We start from the raw sequence: 15,545 nt of genomic DNA, 5'->3' as shown, positions 1-15,545 counted from the left end.
TTAAGGCTGAAGTTGAGGAAATTTCCTTGTAACCCTTCAACCCTCAGCCTTATGCCTTCAGCCTTGCCGAAAAATTCAGCCGAATGACCTGAAGAGATAAAGCAGTTTGCTTGCCGCCTTTGAAAGCAGGGGCCGCGAACGCACTATGGAGAGCGTCAATTCCTTTGAGCCTTTAATATCCTCCATAAAAAGCCGCCTCACTTCCGAGCCGAATTTTCTGTTAAAAACATTAACATTCAGTTCCAGGTTGTAATGCAGGCTCCTGTGGTCCAGGTTATGGCTGCCTACCGAAGACCACAGCCCGTCAATAACGGCGATCTTGGAATGTAAAATTTCACCCTGCCATTCGTACAGCCTTATGCCGTTTTTCAGCATGTGGGCGTACATTGCCCAGGAAGCCCAGCGCACATAAGGATGGTCCGTTTTAAGGGGCGCTATGATGCGCACATCCACCCCGCGGCGCACCGCCCTGATCAGACGGCGGTAAATAAGGCGGTCCGGCAGAAAGTAGGCGTTGGTGATATAAATATAATCTTCGGCCATGTCTATGGCATACCTGTAACTGCGCCTGATAGACATGAAGTTCCTTATACCGGAAGCGGAAACTATGGAAACCGGAACATTCCCCCGGCTGCCCGTTTGCGTATCGCCGGACACAGCTCCGGTCCGCAGGCAGGCGGCGGGGTTGCCGGCCAGATGCTCTTTTGAGTGCCGCCAGACAGGCGGCGGGCAGACGCCCTCCTTGCCGCCCGGCTCCGTCGCAGCCCCCCCGCTTCTTTCAGGTTCGCCCGAAAGAGCGGCGGTCTGCCGGCTTGAGGACCAGGATTCCCAAAAAAGCTTCTCTATCTCCGCGACCGCCGGCCCTTCCACACGCACCTGCGCGTCTTTCCAGCCGCGTCCGCCGAGCGAGCGCGGCAGGTCGGCTTCGGTAATATTAAAACCGCCCACGAAGGCCGCTGCCCCGTCCATGCAAAGAATTTTTCTGTGGTCGCGCTTTATCCAGTTCCAGTAGGGCTTCCAATGCACCCAAGGACGGAATTCCGCGACTCCTGCCCCCTCGGCGGCAAGGCCGGAAAAGAAGTCCTGGTCGGTAAGTATGGAACCCACCCCGTCGCGGATAAGGTAAACCCGCACCCCCTGGCGCATTTTTTCTTTAAGCAGCGCGGCAAAAAGCCGCCCGGCGGCGTCATCGGCGAAAGCGTAAAATTCCAGCAAGAGATACTCTTTGGCGGCTTTTACGGCTTCGATCATTTCGCCAAAGGCCTCTTCGCCGTTTTTAAGCAGCCGGACACTGTTGCCGCTTATCGAGCCGGTCTGCCTGAAACAATATTTTTCCCAACCGCTCTTTTCTTCCATATTTCTTTTTTTAAGTCCTTAAAGGCTTCCAGATCAAAGTTTATAAGCAGCATGTCGTAAACGGAGTACTGCCGCCGGCTTTGCGAGGCTGTTTTTTCTGCGATAGCGGCCTGCGCGGCCGCGGCCTTTAATTTGCCGTCGGAATAAAGCAGGCGGGCCAAAGCAACCCTCGCCGCCAGGAACTCCGGCTCAAGAACAAGAGCCTTATCAAGCCTGCTATAAGCCGCCGGAGCGTTAGCGCCGTAAATGAAGGCCTCGGCCGCAAGATACGGGAACCTCGGATCTTTCGGGCAAAAGACGGCAGCGTTTTCAACAAAGGCCGCCGCGTAAGCGTAATTGCCGGATGACAGCAGCCGCGCCCGCGCGGCCCGAAGAAGCAGGTCTTTATCATAAGGGGCAAAAACCAGGGCCCGCCGAAGCGCCGCCGCGCTTTGCGCCGGGTCCGCTCCGGGCCGCAGGGCCAGGGAGAAATCCCGCTCAAAAATAACCCGCGAAGCAAGGCTCAAAACACATAAAACGCCGAAGATAAGCAATATGGGCCGCGATCGCCCGGTCGATTTTCCGCAAGCGCCTTCGTGCCGGGGCCCGCCGGCGGCAAAGCCGAGGGAACCAAAGAATAAAAGCGACACCGCCCCTGAATATAACACTATATCAAAAGTCCCCTGGACCAGAAGCGCGAGCGCGCAGAATTTCATAGCCGCCGCAAAGGCATCGCGGCTTTTTTCTTTAACGGAATAAAACACCGCCCCAAGAAAAAGAACGGCGGCGGGGAGGCCGGCCTCGGCCGCCAGATTCAAAACCTCGCTATGGGCGTGAATGGTGGAATGACCGTAGTATGAAATACCGTTGAAATAAGGAAACTTAAAAAGTTCAAAGGCCCGTTCGAACAGCCCGGGGCCAAAGCCGAAGAAGGGCCGGGCGAGCGCGGCTTCAAGGGCGCTGCCCCATATCCAAACGCGCGCGTAGGCCCGGGGATCTTCAGCTTTAAACAAAAAAGAAAGCCATTCCTCGGGGAAAAGCGCCGCTGTCAAAGAGAGCGCGGCGGCCAGATAAAGCAGAACCCGCCATTTTTTACTTGTTATAAGCCAGGCCGCGGCGGCGACTATTGAAGCCATAAGCGCCCCGCGGGAATTGGCGGCGATTATTCCTGAAATGAAAACCGCGGAAAGCAGACCATAAAACATTTTATGCCTGATTTCTTTTTCCGGGACACTGGCCTGCCCCGCACTTTTTCCGAAAGGGCCAAAGTGCGGGGTCTGCCGCGGGCCTATGGCGCCGTCCGCGGCTGAAAACATAAATACCCACGCGGCTGCAAAAGCCCCGGCCATGAAAGCCGCGCAATAGTTAGGGTTGAAGCCGGAAACACCGTAAACTCCGGCACCCGAGAGCCGCTGATAAAAAACGACAAAAGCGCAGATCAGCGCGGCGCCAAAAAGCGCTAGCAGCCAGGGCCCCCCCGCACTTTTTCCGAAAGGGCCAAAGTGCGGGGCCCTCCCCGTTTCTGCGCCCATGACACTGTCAGAGACTGAGGTTTTGCCGCACTGGGAAGTTAAAGAGAGAAAAAACGCGAAAACCAGATATTTTGAGAACTGGGACAGCGAATTAAGCGGCTCAAGTGAAAAAACCGAAGCGATACCGAGCCAGCCGAAGAACCACGGCCAGAGTCCGCCCGGGAGCGCGAAGCCTTCCTCTCTGAAAAAAACAGCCAGGCAAAAAACCGCCAGCGCGAACACCTCCCAGCTCATGGCGCCCCTGAGGCCTGAAAGGGAGCAGGCAAACAGCAGAAAGAAAGCCGGAGCGCAGCCCCGGACCTTTTCTTTCAACAGCGTCTTCGCGGCGCTCATCTGAATATCCTCTTTTTTCTTTCCTCAAGGCCCTTTAGCAGTTTATCTTCCCCTGCCGCGCGGTAAACAGCGGCCAGATTCCTGTACGCTGACGCGCTGTAGGGGTTTAGAATAAGCGCGCGCTCAAAAAACACGGCGGCGGAAAAAAGCGCCCCCTTGTCTTTTCTTTCGGAAGCGAGCCGGAATTCTATTTCTCCAAGCGCCTCAAGCGGCGCCGGGCCGTTTTCAATTTCAAGGGCTTTTTTAAATTTATTTTCAGCGGCCGTAAAATCCCGCCCGGCGTAAAATGAAACGGCGGCCGCCTGCGCGCGCAAAGCCCGATTATGCGTAAAACACAAATTCAGCCAGGCCGCGGCGAGCACGGTCGCGGCTGCTGAAAAGGCCAGCCCGCCTCTTACTTGTGCGCTTGTGCTCCTGTGCTCCTGTGCTCCTGTGCTCCCGGTTGTCCGGCGCCGCGAGGTAGCAGAAAATCCAAAAATTAGCCGGCACTGAAAGCCCGAAGTCAATTACACCGTGGGCCAGGGCGGCAATAAGCGAATATTTCGCCAGTCCCGTCTTTTTTTTAACCGCATAAACCAAAAGCCCGAACCAGAGCGCGGCGCAAAAAAGCCCGTTTTCAGCCAGAAATTCAAGATAATAACTGTGGGCGTAAATTGAACCGATGTCGCCGGGTATCGCCCCCCTGTAAGCGGGATAGACGAACGTAAAAGCGGCATGGCCGAAACCCAAAAATGGATTAGAGAGAAACATCAGCACGGCGCTTTTCCACCAAAGAAGGCGGTGGATGAATGACTGCGTCGGAACCTGGGAAATCACCAGGACAAGCGCTATGGCGAGCAGGACAAAAATCGGCAGATTTTTTTTCAACTCAGCGCGCCCGAACGACTGATGCATGTAAAAGCCGGCGGCGGAGATCAGCGCGATAGCCGCGCCCGCGGATTGCGTCCAGATCAAAAGCACCAGTAAAGCTCCGGCAAGCCACCAGTCTTTCCAGGACGCCGCCAAAGGCAAAAGCATTACCACGAAAAGCGCGAGGGCATTCGGGTTTGTGAGAGAAGCGGAGACCTGCGGACTTTTTAAAACGAGGGCTTGAACGCCGGCAAGGGCCGCCGTTCCCCAGGCCGCGATCCGCAGAGCGCGGTCTGTTCTGTTACGCTCTTCAGGGCGAAGAAAGCCGGAAAAAATAAAAATCAGGAGCCCGGCCGCTAAATTGCCCCACTCGGGCCACACCAGCGCCCGCACCGGGCTTGCGAACATGGAAAAAAAGGAAAGCGCCAGAACGGCAAGAACACAGGAGCACAGGAGCACAGGAGCGCAAGCCAACTGGCGCCTTGACAACAAATCAGACGGCAATTGAGCGTGCTTTAGCGCGGACAAAAACCATAAAAGGCAGGAAAAAAATATTATCGCCTGGAAGGCGGTTTGGAGAGGAAAATCAAAGAGGCCCTGTAGAAGCGGGGCAAAAGCCAGGACAGAAAAGAACGGAAAGACAAGCATCTAGCCCAAATTCCCCGGTCGGGATCCGGAGGGATGAGTGATAAGGGAGAAGGAATGAAAAAACAATTTTTGCCTTTGATGTGTTCTTTGCCTCATCCTTCAATCCTCTGGAGGTGCCGTATCAAGACCTATGGCGGACGGCCAAAGGCCTCAGTCGCGGACAGCACCACTGGCCCGCAAACGACCGTCCCTCGGGTTAATGCGGGGCAGCTTGACTGCCGGCTGGACGGCTTTTTAGGTATTCCGCATTTTAGCTGCCTAGCCGTCCAGCTGTCCCGATGCCTGGCGGGTTCCCCGTCAACCGCGATTTTAGGGCTAATCCGCTATAACTGTCGGAGTCACAAAAATAAGCAGTTCCACTCTGGTTCTGGTAACGCTCTTTTTCCTGAAGACATAGCCAAGCAGCGGGATATCGCCCAAAATGGGTATTTTATAAACCACATCCGCCTGGTTATCATGTATCAGCCCGCCAATGACTATGGTCTCTCCATCGCGCACTACCACGTTGGTATCGGTGCCCCTGGTGGCGACATTGGGAGGCGCACCGGGAAGTCCGGCGCTGGGCTGGCTTACTGAAGGGACGATATGCATGGTAATACGGCCGTCCGAATTTATTGTAGGCGTCACCTTAAGAGTTATGCCGGTGACAACGTTAGAGAATGCATGGGTAATGGTGTTCACGCCGCTGACGTTGGTAACTGTCTGCTGGTCATAGGAAGTCTGATCCGTGATATCTATACTGGCCTCTTTATTGTTCAAAGTGGCCACTTTCGGGTCTGAAAGGATCTTGGCTTTGTTCTTCTTAACGGCGGCGGATATGACCGCGTTGAACGAGGAATTAGCGAGGACCTTTCCCAGTGTGAAAGAGCCGGCCATCGTTCCGGCTCCGGGCGTCGGTCCGGCCATATAAACCTCGCCGGAAGTGCCGTTAGTCTTGTTTGCAAAATTCCAGTCCACTCCCAGTTCGAAAGAGTTGTCAAGCGTTACCTCCACCAGTTTCACCTCTATCATCACCTGTTTGGGTACGCGATCCAGGTTCTTAAGCAGGCGGGCCGTTCCTTCAAGACCCATGGGAGTGTCGGTGATGATAAGCGCGTTATTGGCCAGGTCCACCACACAGTGGGCTGTGCGGTTTTCGGCTGCGGTAACGGCTTCCACCTGAACTTTCACTTCGGCGGCTTTGGAGTAGTTGAGAAAAAATATCCTGGTCTGGAGCATGGCTTTTTTCTGCTCGGCCATAAAAGTCTGCGGGGTGGCTATCCTTAAAATATTGTCCCCCACCTGCTGCGCGGTAAGGCCTTTCCCGTCCAGTATGGTTTTAAACGCCTCGTCAAAAGGCACCCTGTTAAGGTTTATCGTTATTGAGCCGGAAACATCGTCGGAGTAAATTACATTTACTCCGGCCTTAGCCGCCATCATGCCTATCACCTCGCGCACGCTGGCTTCGTTATAATCGAAACTGATCGGCTCGCGGGAAAGACTTTCCATGATGCTGCGGGAAGGCGAATGCGCCGGCTGTGTTTTTTTGGGCGTGATGACCGGCACGCTTTCTCTTGAAAGATCTTCAGGCAAAACCCGCGCCGGCTCCATTTTCAATTCCACCGGCTTGGCCGGGGCCGCGCTGTCGGAGGGCGTGATGACCGTCACTCCGGCAGGAGCCGCTCCGCCCTGAGTGTCTTTCACCGCGGGCTTTGCCTGCGCCGGCCTGCCGCCAAGCATTACCACCAGTTCCTCTCCCTCGCGGGTTATTTCATAAGCCGCTTTTTGAGAGAGTTCAAGGACCACACGGGAAATACTGACAGGGCTTGTCTGAAACTGGCCGGTACGCACCCTTTTAAGGAGCGAGCCGTTTACCGGTATATCTTCGAGCGTTTTCAGGCGCGCACCCATTAATTCAACCACAAGTTTTGGCGGCGTGCCCATGATAAAAGCCCTGTATTTCACAGGCTTGTCGGTGGCGATATAAACGCTCTCCGCGGATACGCGGACCGATTTAACAGTGGCGTTTTCAACAGCGTAAAGCACCGGCAAATTCTGCGTTAAAAATACCGCCATAACCAGCAAAGAGAGGGGTTTTTTCATTTTCAGTTCTCCAGTGTCTGTTTTTTCTCGCGAAGATCGATTTGACGGATCTTTTTATCGTTGGTTAAAAGTATGATCTGCTTACCCTTGATAACCCCGGACACTCCGGGAACCGGCTTTTTTTTAGAGTCAAGCAGCCTGCCAGCCTTCAGGGTATAAACCTTGCCGTTGACGATATCGGCAAGCAGGGCTTGTTTGCCGCCGGAATCTTCCATAATGCCGGTAAGGCTCAAATTATTAATGCTGAAAGAGCTTACCGTCACAGGGCTGCTCTGCGCCTGGTCCAATCCGGCCTGGCCGCCGAACACGGTGGAAGGAACCAGCGGATCGCGGCCAAGGCCGGGATACAGCTGGGCCACCGTGGCTCCCGGAGTTGACACGGCCACCTGGGCCGCTGCGGCCGCCGGAGTCGATACGGCTACCTGGGCCGCCGCGGCCGCCGGAGTCGATACGGCTCCCTTGGTCCCCATGCCCAACGGAATTGGTACGGCTGGCCGGGCCCCGGCCGGAGCGGACAAAACCATGAAAAACAAAAAAAAGCGGAGCATAAAATTTCCTTGTCTAGCCTATGGCTGTGCCTTGTCGGACGGCCTAGCCGTTATACTGGAACACCACCAGCGTGAAAGAGGCTGAAATCGAGGTGTCGGAGCCCGGCGTGGCCGATATAGTCAGGTTTTCCGTGGTCATGATCCTCTCCTCAAGCCCCAGGGCTGTCATGAACCGGCCTAAAGCATGATAGTCGCAGAGTACGCTTATCTGGTATGAAGCCTTGATAAAATACGCCTCTTTGCCGCTTGCCGGCGAACTGATGGACTGAATGTTCACCTTGTACACTTTACTTAAATTGATAATAGTGCGCAGCAGGTCCGGCAATTTCCTGTCATGCGGCAGTTTCTTCTGCGCCGCTTCCTTTTGGGACTTCAGCGACTCAAGCTTGGCTTCCAGGTCTTTATACTTCGCCTTCAGCATTTTGGCTTTGTTTATTTCGCTCTCCAGTGAAGCGACCTTACTGATATTCTCAGTTATAGTCTTTGAAAGCGGCAGCCAGAAATAATTCAGGTAAGCGAAAATAAAAAGTCCGCCAAAAAACACGCCCGCCGCTATTTGCGTTATCTGTTCCTTCGTAAGCTTTATCTTGTCCATAAGTTTACTTGGTGGCGCACTTCAGCGTAACCTGGGTGCTGAAAATCTTTCCCAGGTCGTTTTTCGCGATCGTTATCCCGCTCAGATTAACGCTGGAATACCCCGCTTTTGTTTCAAGCGCGTTGAGCCAGTCAGCCAGATCGTAGGCGGACCGGGATTGAACCGCGAAGGTGACCCCCATCATATCGCCGGCCAGCGAGGTATTTATGGAGGTAAACCAGATAGTGGCCGGCAGATCGCGCGCGGTTTCCTGCAGGAATTTGGTGTAAATAAAGCGCCCGTTGGTTATGTGGTTTATGGCGTCAAGGTAGCGCTGAACCTCGGCTATATTCGCTTCTATGGCATTTACCTTTTGAACATCGCCCTGCAGCGATTGAAGTTCCGTCTCGCGCTTGGCCAGGGTTGATTTAAGAGCCCCCGCCCTCGTGATCTGCCAAAGCGAAAGCAGGGTCACCACAGCAAACGCCAGCACAGCTCCCAGAACGATCTTGGCAATAATAACCCTGCGGTTAATGTTGGCTATATACCCGGGCGGAATGAGATTTATTCTTATCATTTTTCCCAGTCCTGAAGCCTGCGCAGCGCAAGTCCCGTTGCCACAGCGAGCGCGGGCAGCACATCGGCCGGAACATTCCTGACCTGCTCGCCCAGAAAAGCGAAAGGATTTATCACTTCCACCGGCACCTTGAATCCGACCGACAGAAATTTTTCTATGTTGGCAAGGTTGGCGATGCCGCCGGAGAGATATATCTTTGATATGGAATGCTCCGCGCCCTGCGAGAGATAAAAATCTATGGAGCGGGACACCTCGGTGTACAGATCCTTCAACACACCCGCGGCGGCCCTGGAAACGGCAACACCTTCCTTGTTAAAATCGCCTATGGCCGCCTCTTTATCCTCGTCGGACACCAGCAGACATTTTTTCTTCTTTGCCGCGGCGGCGGTCTGCACGTCCACCTTAAGAGCTTTTGCGATGGCCTTGTCAAAAGTGGCGCCGGCAATGAAAATGTCGCGCACCACGCGGGTAACGCCCTGCGCCACGATGGAAAGGTTGGTCACCATATGGCCGATATTGAGGATAAGCGCGGCGTTGCCCTCCGGAGCCGGATAAAGTTTATCGTAAAGCGTTTCAAGGGCGAAAGAGTCCACGTCTATTATCAACGGCTCAAGCCCGGCCGCCAAAAGTATGTTTATTTTATCGTTTACGGAGTCTCTTTTTGCCGCCACCAGCATCGTTTCCATCTTCGACTGGCCCTCTTCGATGATGTCGTCGAGGATATGATAGGTGAGGTTGACGTCTTTTATGTCAAAGGGAATAAACGGTTCGGCCTCCACATTTATGGTCAGCGCGAGCTCCTTCGGGGAAAGCTTTGGCAGCCTGACATAGCGCACTATAACGGCGTTACCGGAGACGGAAGCCGCCGCATACCTGGCCTGTATGCTCTTTTTTTTCAGATAGTCTTTGATTTCCTGCGCAATGATGGTTTTTTTCTCTTCAGGCGGTACGTCCGATTTTATGGCCAGCGGAATATAACCCCAAGCCTTGAGCTTAAGGTGTTTTTTGTCCTGCGTGAAACACACTATTTTTATGGAATAGCTGCCTATGTCAACACCCACTATGTCTTTTACGGGGAACAGCAGTTTTACCAGATTTGGAATCATTCAGTCTTTTAACTGTAAAAAACAATTTTTAAGCGCAACTTCTCTTCTGACGGCGCCAATATCTTAATAAGTCAATGTTATATAATTATTACAAGCGTGCCAGTATATTGTCAAGTTATTTCTGCGTTTTCAGCGGCAACGGCCCGCGCGGGGGAACAGGTATTGACAGTAAAGGCCGCTAAATGTGAAAATTATCCGGCGGCGACGGCGCCTTTATGATAAAAACCCCCGAACTCTTCGCTTCAAAAAAATCGGCCCTGCTCCTGTGCACGCTGCTGTTGATCTTTATAGGCCTGCTTGATTACGGGACCGGCTACGAAATTTCAATCTCGGTCTTTTACCTTATCCCCATAGGATTTGCCACCTGGCGCGCCGGTTCCGCCTGGGGAATGATATTTGCCATAGCCTCCGGCCTCGCCTGGTTCCTGCTGGATTACGGTCTTATAGAACGCTACTATTCACACCCCCTGGTGCCGTACTGGAACGCGCTGATCGTGACGGTTTTTTTTGTTTTAGTTTCACGCCTGCTTACGCTTATTTCCGGCGCTCTCAAAAAAGAGCGCGAAACCTCCGAAATGAAATCGAAGCTCCTCCATATGGTGAGCCATGAATTTAATAACGCTCTCACAAGCCTCATAGGCAGTTCATTCCTTTTGCGGGAGACGGACGCGGCGGCGGGCGAGCCGCTGAGGATGAAGCTTTATGAAACGGCCGAAGGCACGCAGAGAGCGCTTAAAATGTTTGTGAAAAATATTTTGAACTCGGCGCGCATAGAGGCGGGAAAGCTGAGAATTGAGTTTTCCTTCTTCCCCCTCAGGGAGCTGATACAGGAGTGCCTTGAAAACCTTGAAGTCCAGATAACGCAAAAAAACATAATTTTAGAAAAATTATTGCCGCCGGAACCGCTGCCGGTCAAAGCGGACAGGGAGCTTATGATGCTCGTAGTAAGCAACCTTATAGGAAACGCCATCAAATACACTCCGGCCGGCGGTAAAATAACCTTAAGCGTGGGCCATGAAACGGGAAGCGGAGGGAAAGCGTTTTTTTCCGTTGAGAATACGGGAAGCGGCCTGAACAGGGAAGAGCTTGCCAGAGTTTTCGACACCTTTTACAGGACTGAAAACGGAAAAGCCTCGGCTGAGGGTTTCGGGCTGGGACTTAAAATTTCCCAGGAAATACTCCTGGCCCACGGCAGCCGCCTCAATGTTGTTTCCGAGCAGGGGAAATCAGTTAAATTTTCTTTTTTATTGGACGCGGCTCCGGCGCCCGCGGGCGGGTCAATTTCCTAAGTCATTTTCCCGAATCGCCTTTTTTGTACGGTTCAAAAAGAGAAAGCAGAAGTCTGCTTATTTCTTCGCTTACGCGATAAACCAGCAGGCCCGCCTTGACGAGAAAAAACATTGTAGCCGCCAGGAACAAAGACTGATAAATCCATTCAAAATTCCTGATAAACGGAAACACCGCATCCTGAAAGGCGTAGTAGGCGAATAGCAGGGCCAGAATTTTGACCATATGAGAAAAAAGCTCGCCGGCGCCGCCCAGGCGCTCAAGCAGGCTGTCAAGGGGCTCCTTTGCTTCGGAACCGAAACCCACGAAAGCCATTAAAGCCAGCAGAGAAATAACGGTATTCAGAAAAACCGACACCGGCAGCTTATCCGTAAAAAAAGGCAGGGACTTGGCAAACGGAAGTATATCGATAAACCAGGAAATCAAAAAAAGCGCCAACAGCACCACCAGCACCTTTACGGCTTTTACCAGCAAGGCTTTGAGCGATTCTTGTTTATTCATAGACCCCTTTTTGCCTGTTCCACTATCCGAATTCTTCAGTTGAAGAATTCCCCCTCGCAGTGCTCGTGGACCGCTGCGCGGTGGATACATCCTCGTGAATTTACGCGCATAGCGCTGGAAATTCACGACCCGCTCCTGCGGGGAATCATAGATTTTTTATCCGCCTATTTTCCGATGAAAATCGGCTTTACTTGCAGGATTCGGGTTATAGAAATATAACTAAAAAAGCCGGCGCCTGGCAACAGTTAATTAAAAATCAGCCGGGCGTTATTAAAATTATATTGAAATGTTCAGCTTATTTGTGTTATGATAAGACCACTAGGGCGCACGGCAAATCCGCCGGCGCGTGGAGGACGTTTTATGATCGTAGAAAGAACCGAATTCAAAGGCCAGCCGGTATTGGTGCTTAAAAGGAACGAAAACGATAAATATCCGTTTTCTTTCGGCCTGTCTAAGGCCCGGCTCGTAATTGAAGCCATAGAAGACATAAAAAAATTCGTGGCCGAAAACGAACCCAAAGAAGAGAAAAAATAATTTTTTCTCCGCGTTGTTAAATGCCGCATGAAACCGTGACACGGTCAGCAAGAGAATTGGCCGTCGCCGGGTTTTATGACGGCATTTTTCGTTTTTACGAGTCCGCGAACTCCTTTTTGACGCTCGGCCTCGACCGCTGGTGGCGGGTCCGCGCGGCAAACACCCTTAAAACCCTTTCCCCGGACGCTTCCACAGCGCTTGACGCCTGCGCGGGCACCGGCGATTTTTCAATTGTCCTTTATAAAACCTACGGCGGCGCGCTTAAAGTTACCGGCGCGGACCTGAGCCGCGCCATGCTGTCAAAGGCTCGCTCAAAAACAGATAAAATAGAATTTGTGGAGGCCGAGGCAAAGGCGCTGCCCTTTCCGGATAATGCCTTCGACCTGGTGACGGTTTCCTTCGCCGCGCGCAACCTAAATATTGACCGGCAGCTTATGACCCGGGCCCTGCGGGAATTCGGGAGGGTACTGAAAGACGGCGGGGTTTTCCTCAACCTTGAAACCACCAGGCCGGAGAATCCGCTGGTTAATTTAATTTTCAGGGCCTATGTAAAAACGGTTATAGGGTTGTTAAACCTGGTCTCGCCGGCGAGCAGGACTTCCTATACTTTCCTTAGAAACACCGTTCTTGACTTCTACGGAGCGGACGAATTTTCCGCCCTGCTCCTTGAAGCCGGATTTAAATCCCCCTCATATAAAATATTATTCCCCGGCGCGGTAGCCGTCCACACCGCGGCAAAGTAACGGACTTTAAGTCGGTTCCAGGCGGAAAGCCAGAGTTTTAGCCTCTTCTATGAAACCTGGATAATCATGCGGGCTTACCAATCCACAGCCTTTATAAAGCAGCAGATAGCGCCCTGCGCCCTGCGCGCTCCACCCCGACTCCTTAGTAAAAAGAGTCGCGGTTTCACGGTTAAAGACCGCGTGCAAAGCGACGACATCGCTCCCGTAAAGTTCAAGTCCGGCGGGAAAACGGGCAAAAGAGGAAGTGTCCACAGGCTCAAAGCCGCTAAGGTCCGGTTTGTGCGCGGCGTCGTCCGCCGCCAGGTAAAAAACGGGGAATTGCGTTTTTTTAAAACCGAACAGCGCCACCGTGCCCTGCCTATTTATCTGTTTTTTCGCGTCCCCGGTTAAGCATATATAATCAAAAAAGTACGCTTCAAAACCGTCTTCATGCGGAAACCGCAGTAAATTTTTCCCGAAACCCCTGCCTCCCTCTATAAACAGCGGCAGCCCGGTGTTTTCAAGAAGCTGCAGTTCCGGGCCATATTCCTCAAAATCAACAGCAAGCCCTTCCGCAATTTTAACCAGGGCTTTTCTGCGCTTTGCCTTGTGCCGCTTTAAAATAAAAAAGACCGCGGCTGAAAGCGCGGCCATGGCCAATACAAGCAGGTAAATTTTGTTCATCTCTCCCCCTGACCCCGAGAAATTCCGCAAGTCCCAAGTGAATTCTGACTTATTTCGGCTGTTTTTTCAATTGTAATTTGTCTGTAACCTGTATCTGTTGCTTGTGGCCTGGCCGTTTGTGGGCCAGAGGCCATTTGAGACGGCACCTCCAGTGACACCGGCCTGTTGCGGCCTCTGGCGCTGTCCGCGACCGAGGATTGTTACCTGTAACTTGTGACTTATCTGTGCTTGCGGCGATACTCGGCTATTTTCAGGCGCACGGCGGCGCGCCTGAGAGCCGCCTGAGCGGAATCCAGGTCCAGGTCGTCCCCTTTCACGCTCAGCGCGTCCTTGGCCTTGCGGTAGGCCTGCCGGGCGCGCTCTTCGTCTATTTCTTTGGCAAGCTCGGCGGCTTCAGCGAGCACCAGAACCTTGTCCTTGTTTATCTCTGCGAATCCCCCCAGCACGGAAAAATCGCCGTGTTCATGGCCGGCTTTGTAGCGGAGCAATCCCTCTTTAAGCTGCACCACCGTGGAAATATGGCCCGGGAAAACGCCGAGCTCGCCTTCAAACGCCGGGAGAGAGACGAAAGAAACTTCCTTGTTCGTGAGCGCGGCTTTCTCCGGCGTAATTATGGAAAGCGATAATTTATTCTTCATCCGAATTCCCCTTCAAGTGTTCCCCTGTAACCGGTTACCGATTACTGGTTACTGGTTGCTTTCGCCCTTTCAAGCACCTCGTCAATGGAGCCGGCCATGTAAAACGCCTGCTCCGGAATGTCATCAAGCTTGCCGCTCAGTATTTCGCGGAAACTGCGGATGGTGTCTTTGAGCGGCACGTACTTGCCCGCCCTGCCGGTAAACTTTTCCGCAACGAAGAACGGCTGTGAAAGGAATTTCTGCATTTTCCTGGCCCGGTTGACGGTGCGCTTATCCTCGTCGGAAAGCTCGTCAATGCCCAAGATCGCTATGATATCCTGCAATTCCTTGTAGCGCTGAAGTATTTTCTGCACTCCGCGCGCGGTTTCGTAATGCTCGCCCCCCAGCACTTTGGGGTCGAGTATCCTTGAAGTGGAATCCAGCGGATCCACCGCCGGATAAATGCCGAGCTCTGAAATAGCGCGCGAAAGCACTATGGTGGCGTCAAGGTGCGTGAACACATTGGCCACGCCCGGGTCGGTCAGGTCGTCGGCCGGCACATAAACCGCCTGTATGGACGTTATGGAGCCTTTTTTGGTCGAGGCGATGCGTTCTTCAAGCCAGCCTATCTCGGTGGTCAGCGTGGGCTGGTAGCCCACGGCGGAAGGCATGCGGCCCAAAAGCGCCGACACCTCGGCGTTAGCGAGCACATAGCGGAAAACATTATCCAGGAACAGCAGCACATCCTGGCCCTTTGAATCCCTGAAATACTCCGCTTGGGTAAGCGCGGTAAGCGCCACGCGGGCCCTGGCGCCGGGAGGCTCGTTCATCTGGCCGTAAACCAGAGCCGTCTTTGAAAGCACTGTGCTGCCGTCGGAGAGCATGGAGTTCTGCATATCCAGCCACAGGTCGTTGCCCTCGCGGGAACGCTCTCCGACGCCGCCGAATACGGAGTAGCCGTGGTGCTCGCGCGCCACATTGTTTATCAGCTCCATGATGACGACGGTTTTTCCCACTCCGGCTCCGCCGAACAGCCCTACTTTTCCGCCTTTCATGAACGGCGCCAGCAGATCTATCACCTTTATGCCTGTTTCAAAAATTTCCGGGGATGTTTTAAGCTCGGTCATCAGCGGCGGCTCCCTGTGTATCGGCAGGAATTCCTTGGTGTCTATAGGGCCGCGGTAATCTTTGGGTTCGCCAAGAACATCTATAAGGCGCCCGAGACAGGCCTCGCCCACCGGCACTTTAAGCGGGGCGCCGGTGTCCTCGGCGGGAAGCCCCTTGCCAAGGCCCGTAGTGGAACCGAGTGTTATGGCGCGCACGGTATTGTCTCCCAGATGCTGCGCCACTTCGGCCACCAGCATAGCCTCGCTCCCGTTTTCCTTGTATTTTATCCGCAGGGCGTTATAAATGCCGGGCAGTTTGCCGGGAGCGAATTCTATATCCAGAACAGGCCCTATTATCTGCACGATTTTTCCGATGTTCATGTAAATAAACTCCTTTCAGATGCATAGCAATCTAGATGTGTAGCAATTTAGTAATCATAGGCATAGTCGTTCAGAAACCGGAATTATTTAAATTTAATCTTCCACCCTGCTATGCCTCTACGCATCTAT

The 15,545-nt window shown here is 53.2% G+C and carries 16 protein-coding genes; 3 read left to right on the top strand and 13 right to left on the bottom strand.

All coding sequences use genetic code 11. The annotated features are described in order from the left end of the window. Positions 1-75 precede the first annotated feature (75 nt). The 9 genes from NTX59_01430 to pilM form a co-directional block, all read right to left on the bottom strand. Positions 76-1,356 (bottom strand): phospholipase D-like domain-containing protein, encoded by a 1,281-nt coding sequence (locus NTX59_01430; protein ID MCX5784330.1) that lies wholly within the window; start codon positions 1,354-1,356, stop codon positions 76-78. Then, a complete protein-coding gene (locus tag NTX59_01425) occupies positions 1,302-3,200 on the bottom strand; it encodes an O-antigen ligase family protein (protein MCX5784329.1) in 1,899 nt (632 codons plus the stop codon). The genes NTX59_01430 and NTX59_01425 overlap by 55 nt, the downstream gene beginning before the upstream one ends. After that, positions 3,197-3,514, bottom strand: a complete 318-nt coding sequence (locus tag NTX59_01420; GenBank protein MCX5784328.1) for a hypothetical protein — start codon at positions 3,512-3,514, stop codon at positions 3,197-3,199. The genes NTX59_01425 and NTX59_01420 overlap by 4 nt, the downstream gene beginning before the upstream one ends. A gap of 7 nt (positions 3,515-3,521) precedes the next feature. Further along, complete coding sequence (locus NTX59_01415; GenBank protein MCX5784327.1) at positions 3,522-4,457, bottom strand: O-antigen ligase family protein; 936 nt, start codon at positions 4,455-4,457, stop codon at positions 3,522-3,524. Between the two features lie 555 nt (positions 4,458-5,012). Then, entirely contained in the window at positions 5,013-6,779 is a 1,767-nt protein-coding gene (locus tag NTX59_01410) for an AMIN domain-containing protein (protein MCX5784326.1), read from the bottom strand. A gap of 2 nt (positions 6,780-6,781) precedes the next feature. Further along, a complete protein-coding gene (locus tag NTX59_01405; protein MCX5784325.1) occupies positions 6,782-7,327 on the bottom strand; it encodes a hypothetical protein in 546 nt (181 codons plus the stop codon). Between the two features lie 43 nt (positions 7,328-7,370). Further along, positions 7,371-7,922: a type 4a pilus biogenesis protein PilO gene (gene pilO, locus NTX59_01400; GenBank protein ID MCX5784324.1), complete on the bottom strand. Its 552-nt coding sequence runs from the start codon at positions 7,920-7,922 to the stop codon at positions 7,371-7,373. 4 nt (positions 7,923-7,926) lie between these two features. Next, positions 7,927-8,478: a hypothetical protein gene (locus tag NTX59_01395; GenBank protein ID MCX5784323.1), complete on the bottom strand. Its 552-nt coding sequence runs from the start codon at positions 8,476-8,478 to the stop codon at positions 7,927-7,929. After that, entirely contained in the window at positions 8,475-9,584 is a 1,110-nt protein-coding gene (pilM, locus tag NTX59_01390; protein ID MCX5784322.1) for a type IV pilus assembly protein PilM, read from the bottom strand. The genes NTX59_01395 and pilM overlap by 4 nt, the downstream gene beginning before the upstream one ends. A gap of 215 nt (positions 9,585-9,799) precedes the next feature. On the opposite strand from pilM, the gene NTX59_01385 reads away from it, so the two are divergent. Beyond that, a complete protein-coding gene (locus tag NTX59_01385) occupies positions 9,800-10,873 on the top strand; it encodes an ATP-binding protein (protein MCX5784321.1) in 1,074 nt (357 codons plus the stop codon). Between the two features lies 1 nt (position 10,874). On the opposite strand, the gene NTX59_01380 is transcribed toward NTX59_01385, so the two are convergent. Beyond that, positions 10,875-11,372, bottom strand: coding sequence for a hypothetical protein (locus NTX59_01380; protein MCX5784320.1), 498 nt, complete (start codon positions 11,370-11,372; stop codon positions 10,875-10,877). Between the two features lie 360 nt (positions 11,373-11,732). Between NTX59_01380 and NTX59_01375 the strand changes: the two genes are divergently transcribed. Together NTX59_01375 and NTX59_01370 are read left to right on the top strand one after the other, a co-directional pair. After that, positions 11,733-11,906: a hypothetical protein gene (locus tag NTX59_01375; protein ID MCX5784319.1), complete on the top strand. Its 174-nt coding sequence runs from the start codon at positions 11,733-11,735 to the stop codon at positions 11,904-11,906. 20 nt (positions 11,907-11,926) lie between these two features. Next, a complete protein-coding gene (locus NTX59_01370; protein MCX5784318.1) occupies positions 11,927-12,649 on the top strand; it encodes a ubiquinone/menaquinone biosynthesis methyltransferase in 723 nt (240 codons plus the stop codon). A gap of 6 nt (positions 12,650-12,655) precedes the next feature. On the opposite strand, the gene NTX59_01365 is transcribed toward NTX59_01370, so the two are convergent. The 3 genes from NTX59_01365 to atpD form a co-directional block, all read right to left on the bottom strand. Then, positions 12,656-13,312, bottom strand: a complete 657-nt coding sequence (locus NTX59_01365; protein ID MCX5784317.1) for a hypothetical protein — start codon at positions 13,310-13,312, stop codon at positions 12,656-12,658. A gap of 218 nt (positions 13,313-13,530) precedes the next feature. Then, entirely contained in the window at positions 13,531-13,950 is a 420-nt protein-coding gene (locus tag NTX59_01360; GenBank protein ID MCX5784316.1) for a F0F1 ATP synthase subunit epsilon, read from the bottom strand. A 41-nt stretch (positions 13,951-13,991) separates the two neighbouring features. Further along, a complete protein-coding gene (gene atpD, locus NTX59_01355; protein ID MCX5784315.1) occupies positions 13,992-15,416 on the bottom strand; it encodes a F0F1 ATP synthase subunit beta in 1,425 nt (474 codons plus the stop codon). Positions 15,417-15,545 lie beyond the last annotated feature (129 nt).

The organism is Elusimicrobiota bacterium (genome assembly GCA_026388155.1).
Lineage (GTDB): Bacteria > Elusimicrobiota > Elusimicrobia > Elusimicrobiales > UBA9959 > UBA9634.
Note: the sequence above shows the minus strand (reverse complement) of the source record. Positions and strands in the feature narration are given on the sequence as shown.

Bases quoted from the DNA above. Each gene is read 5' to 3' on its own strand.
- atpD (MCX5784315.1), bottom strand. From the start codon at position 15,416: ATGAACATCGGAAAAATCGTGCAGATAATAGGGCCTGTTCTGGATATA.
- NTX59_01360 (MCX5784316.1), bottom strand. From the start codon at position 13,950: ATGAAGAATAAATTATCGCTTTCCATAATTACGCCGGAGAAAGCCGCG.
- NTX59_01365 (MCX5784317.1), bottom strand. From the start codon at position 13,312: ATGAACAAAATTTACCTGCTTGTATTGGCCATGGCCGCGCTTTCAGCC.
- NTX59_01380 (MCX5784320.1), bottom strand. From the start codon at position 11,372: ATGAATAAACAAGAATCGCTCAAAGCCTTGCTGGTAAAAGCCGTAAAG.
- NTX59_01415 (MCX5784327.1), bottom strand. From the start codon at position 4,457: ATGTTCGCAAGCCCGGTGCGGGCGCTGGTGTGGCCCGAGTGGGGCAAT.
- NTX59_01385 (MCX5784321.1), top strand. From the start codon at position 9,800: ATGATAAAAACCCCCGAACTCTTCGCTTCAAAAAAATCGGCCCTGCTC.
- pilO (MCX5784324.1), bottom strand. From the start codon at position 7,922: ATGGACAAGATAAAGCTTACGAAGGAACAGATAACGCAAATAGCGGCG.
- NTX59_01405 (MCX5784325.1), bottom strand. From the start codon at position 7,327: ATGCTCCGCTTTTTTTTGTTTTTCATGGTTTTGTCCGCTCCGGCCGGG.
- NTX59_01425 (MCX5784329.1), bottom strand. From the start codon at position 3,200: ATGAGCGCCGCGAAGACGCTGTTGAAAGAAAAGGTCCGGGGCTGCGCT.
- NTX59_01395 (MCX5784323.1), bottom strand. From the start codon at position 8,478: ATGATAAGAATAAATCTCATTCCGCCCGGGTATATAGCCAACATTAAC.
- NTX59_01375 (MCX5784319.1), top strand. From the start codon at position 11,733: ATGATCGTAGAAAGAACCGAATTCAAAGGCCAGCCGGTATTGGTGCTT.
- NTX59_01370 (MCX5784318.1), top strand. From the start codon at position 11,927: ATGCCGCATGAAACCGTGACACGGTCAGCAAGAGAATTGGCCGTCGCC.
- pilM (MCX5784322.1), bottom strand. From the start codon at position 9,584: ATGATTCCAAATCTGGTAAAACTGCTGTTCCCCGTAAAAGACATAGTG.
- NTX59_01430 (MCX5784330.1), bottom strand. From the start codon at position 1,356: ATGGAAGAAAAGAGCGGTTGGGAAAAATATTGTTTCAGGCAGACCGGC.
- NTX59_01410 (MCX5784326.1), bottom strand. From the start codon at position 6,779: ATGAAAAAACCCCTCTCTTTGCTGGTTATGGCGGTATTTTTAACGCAG.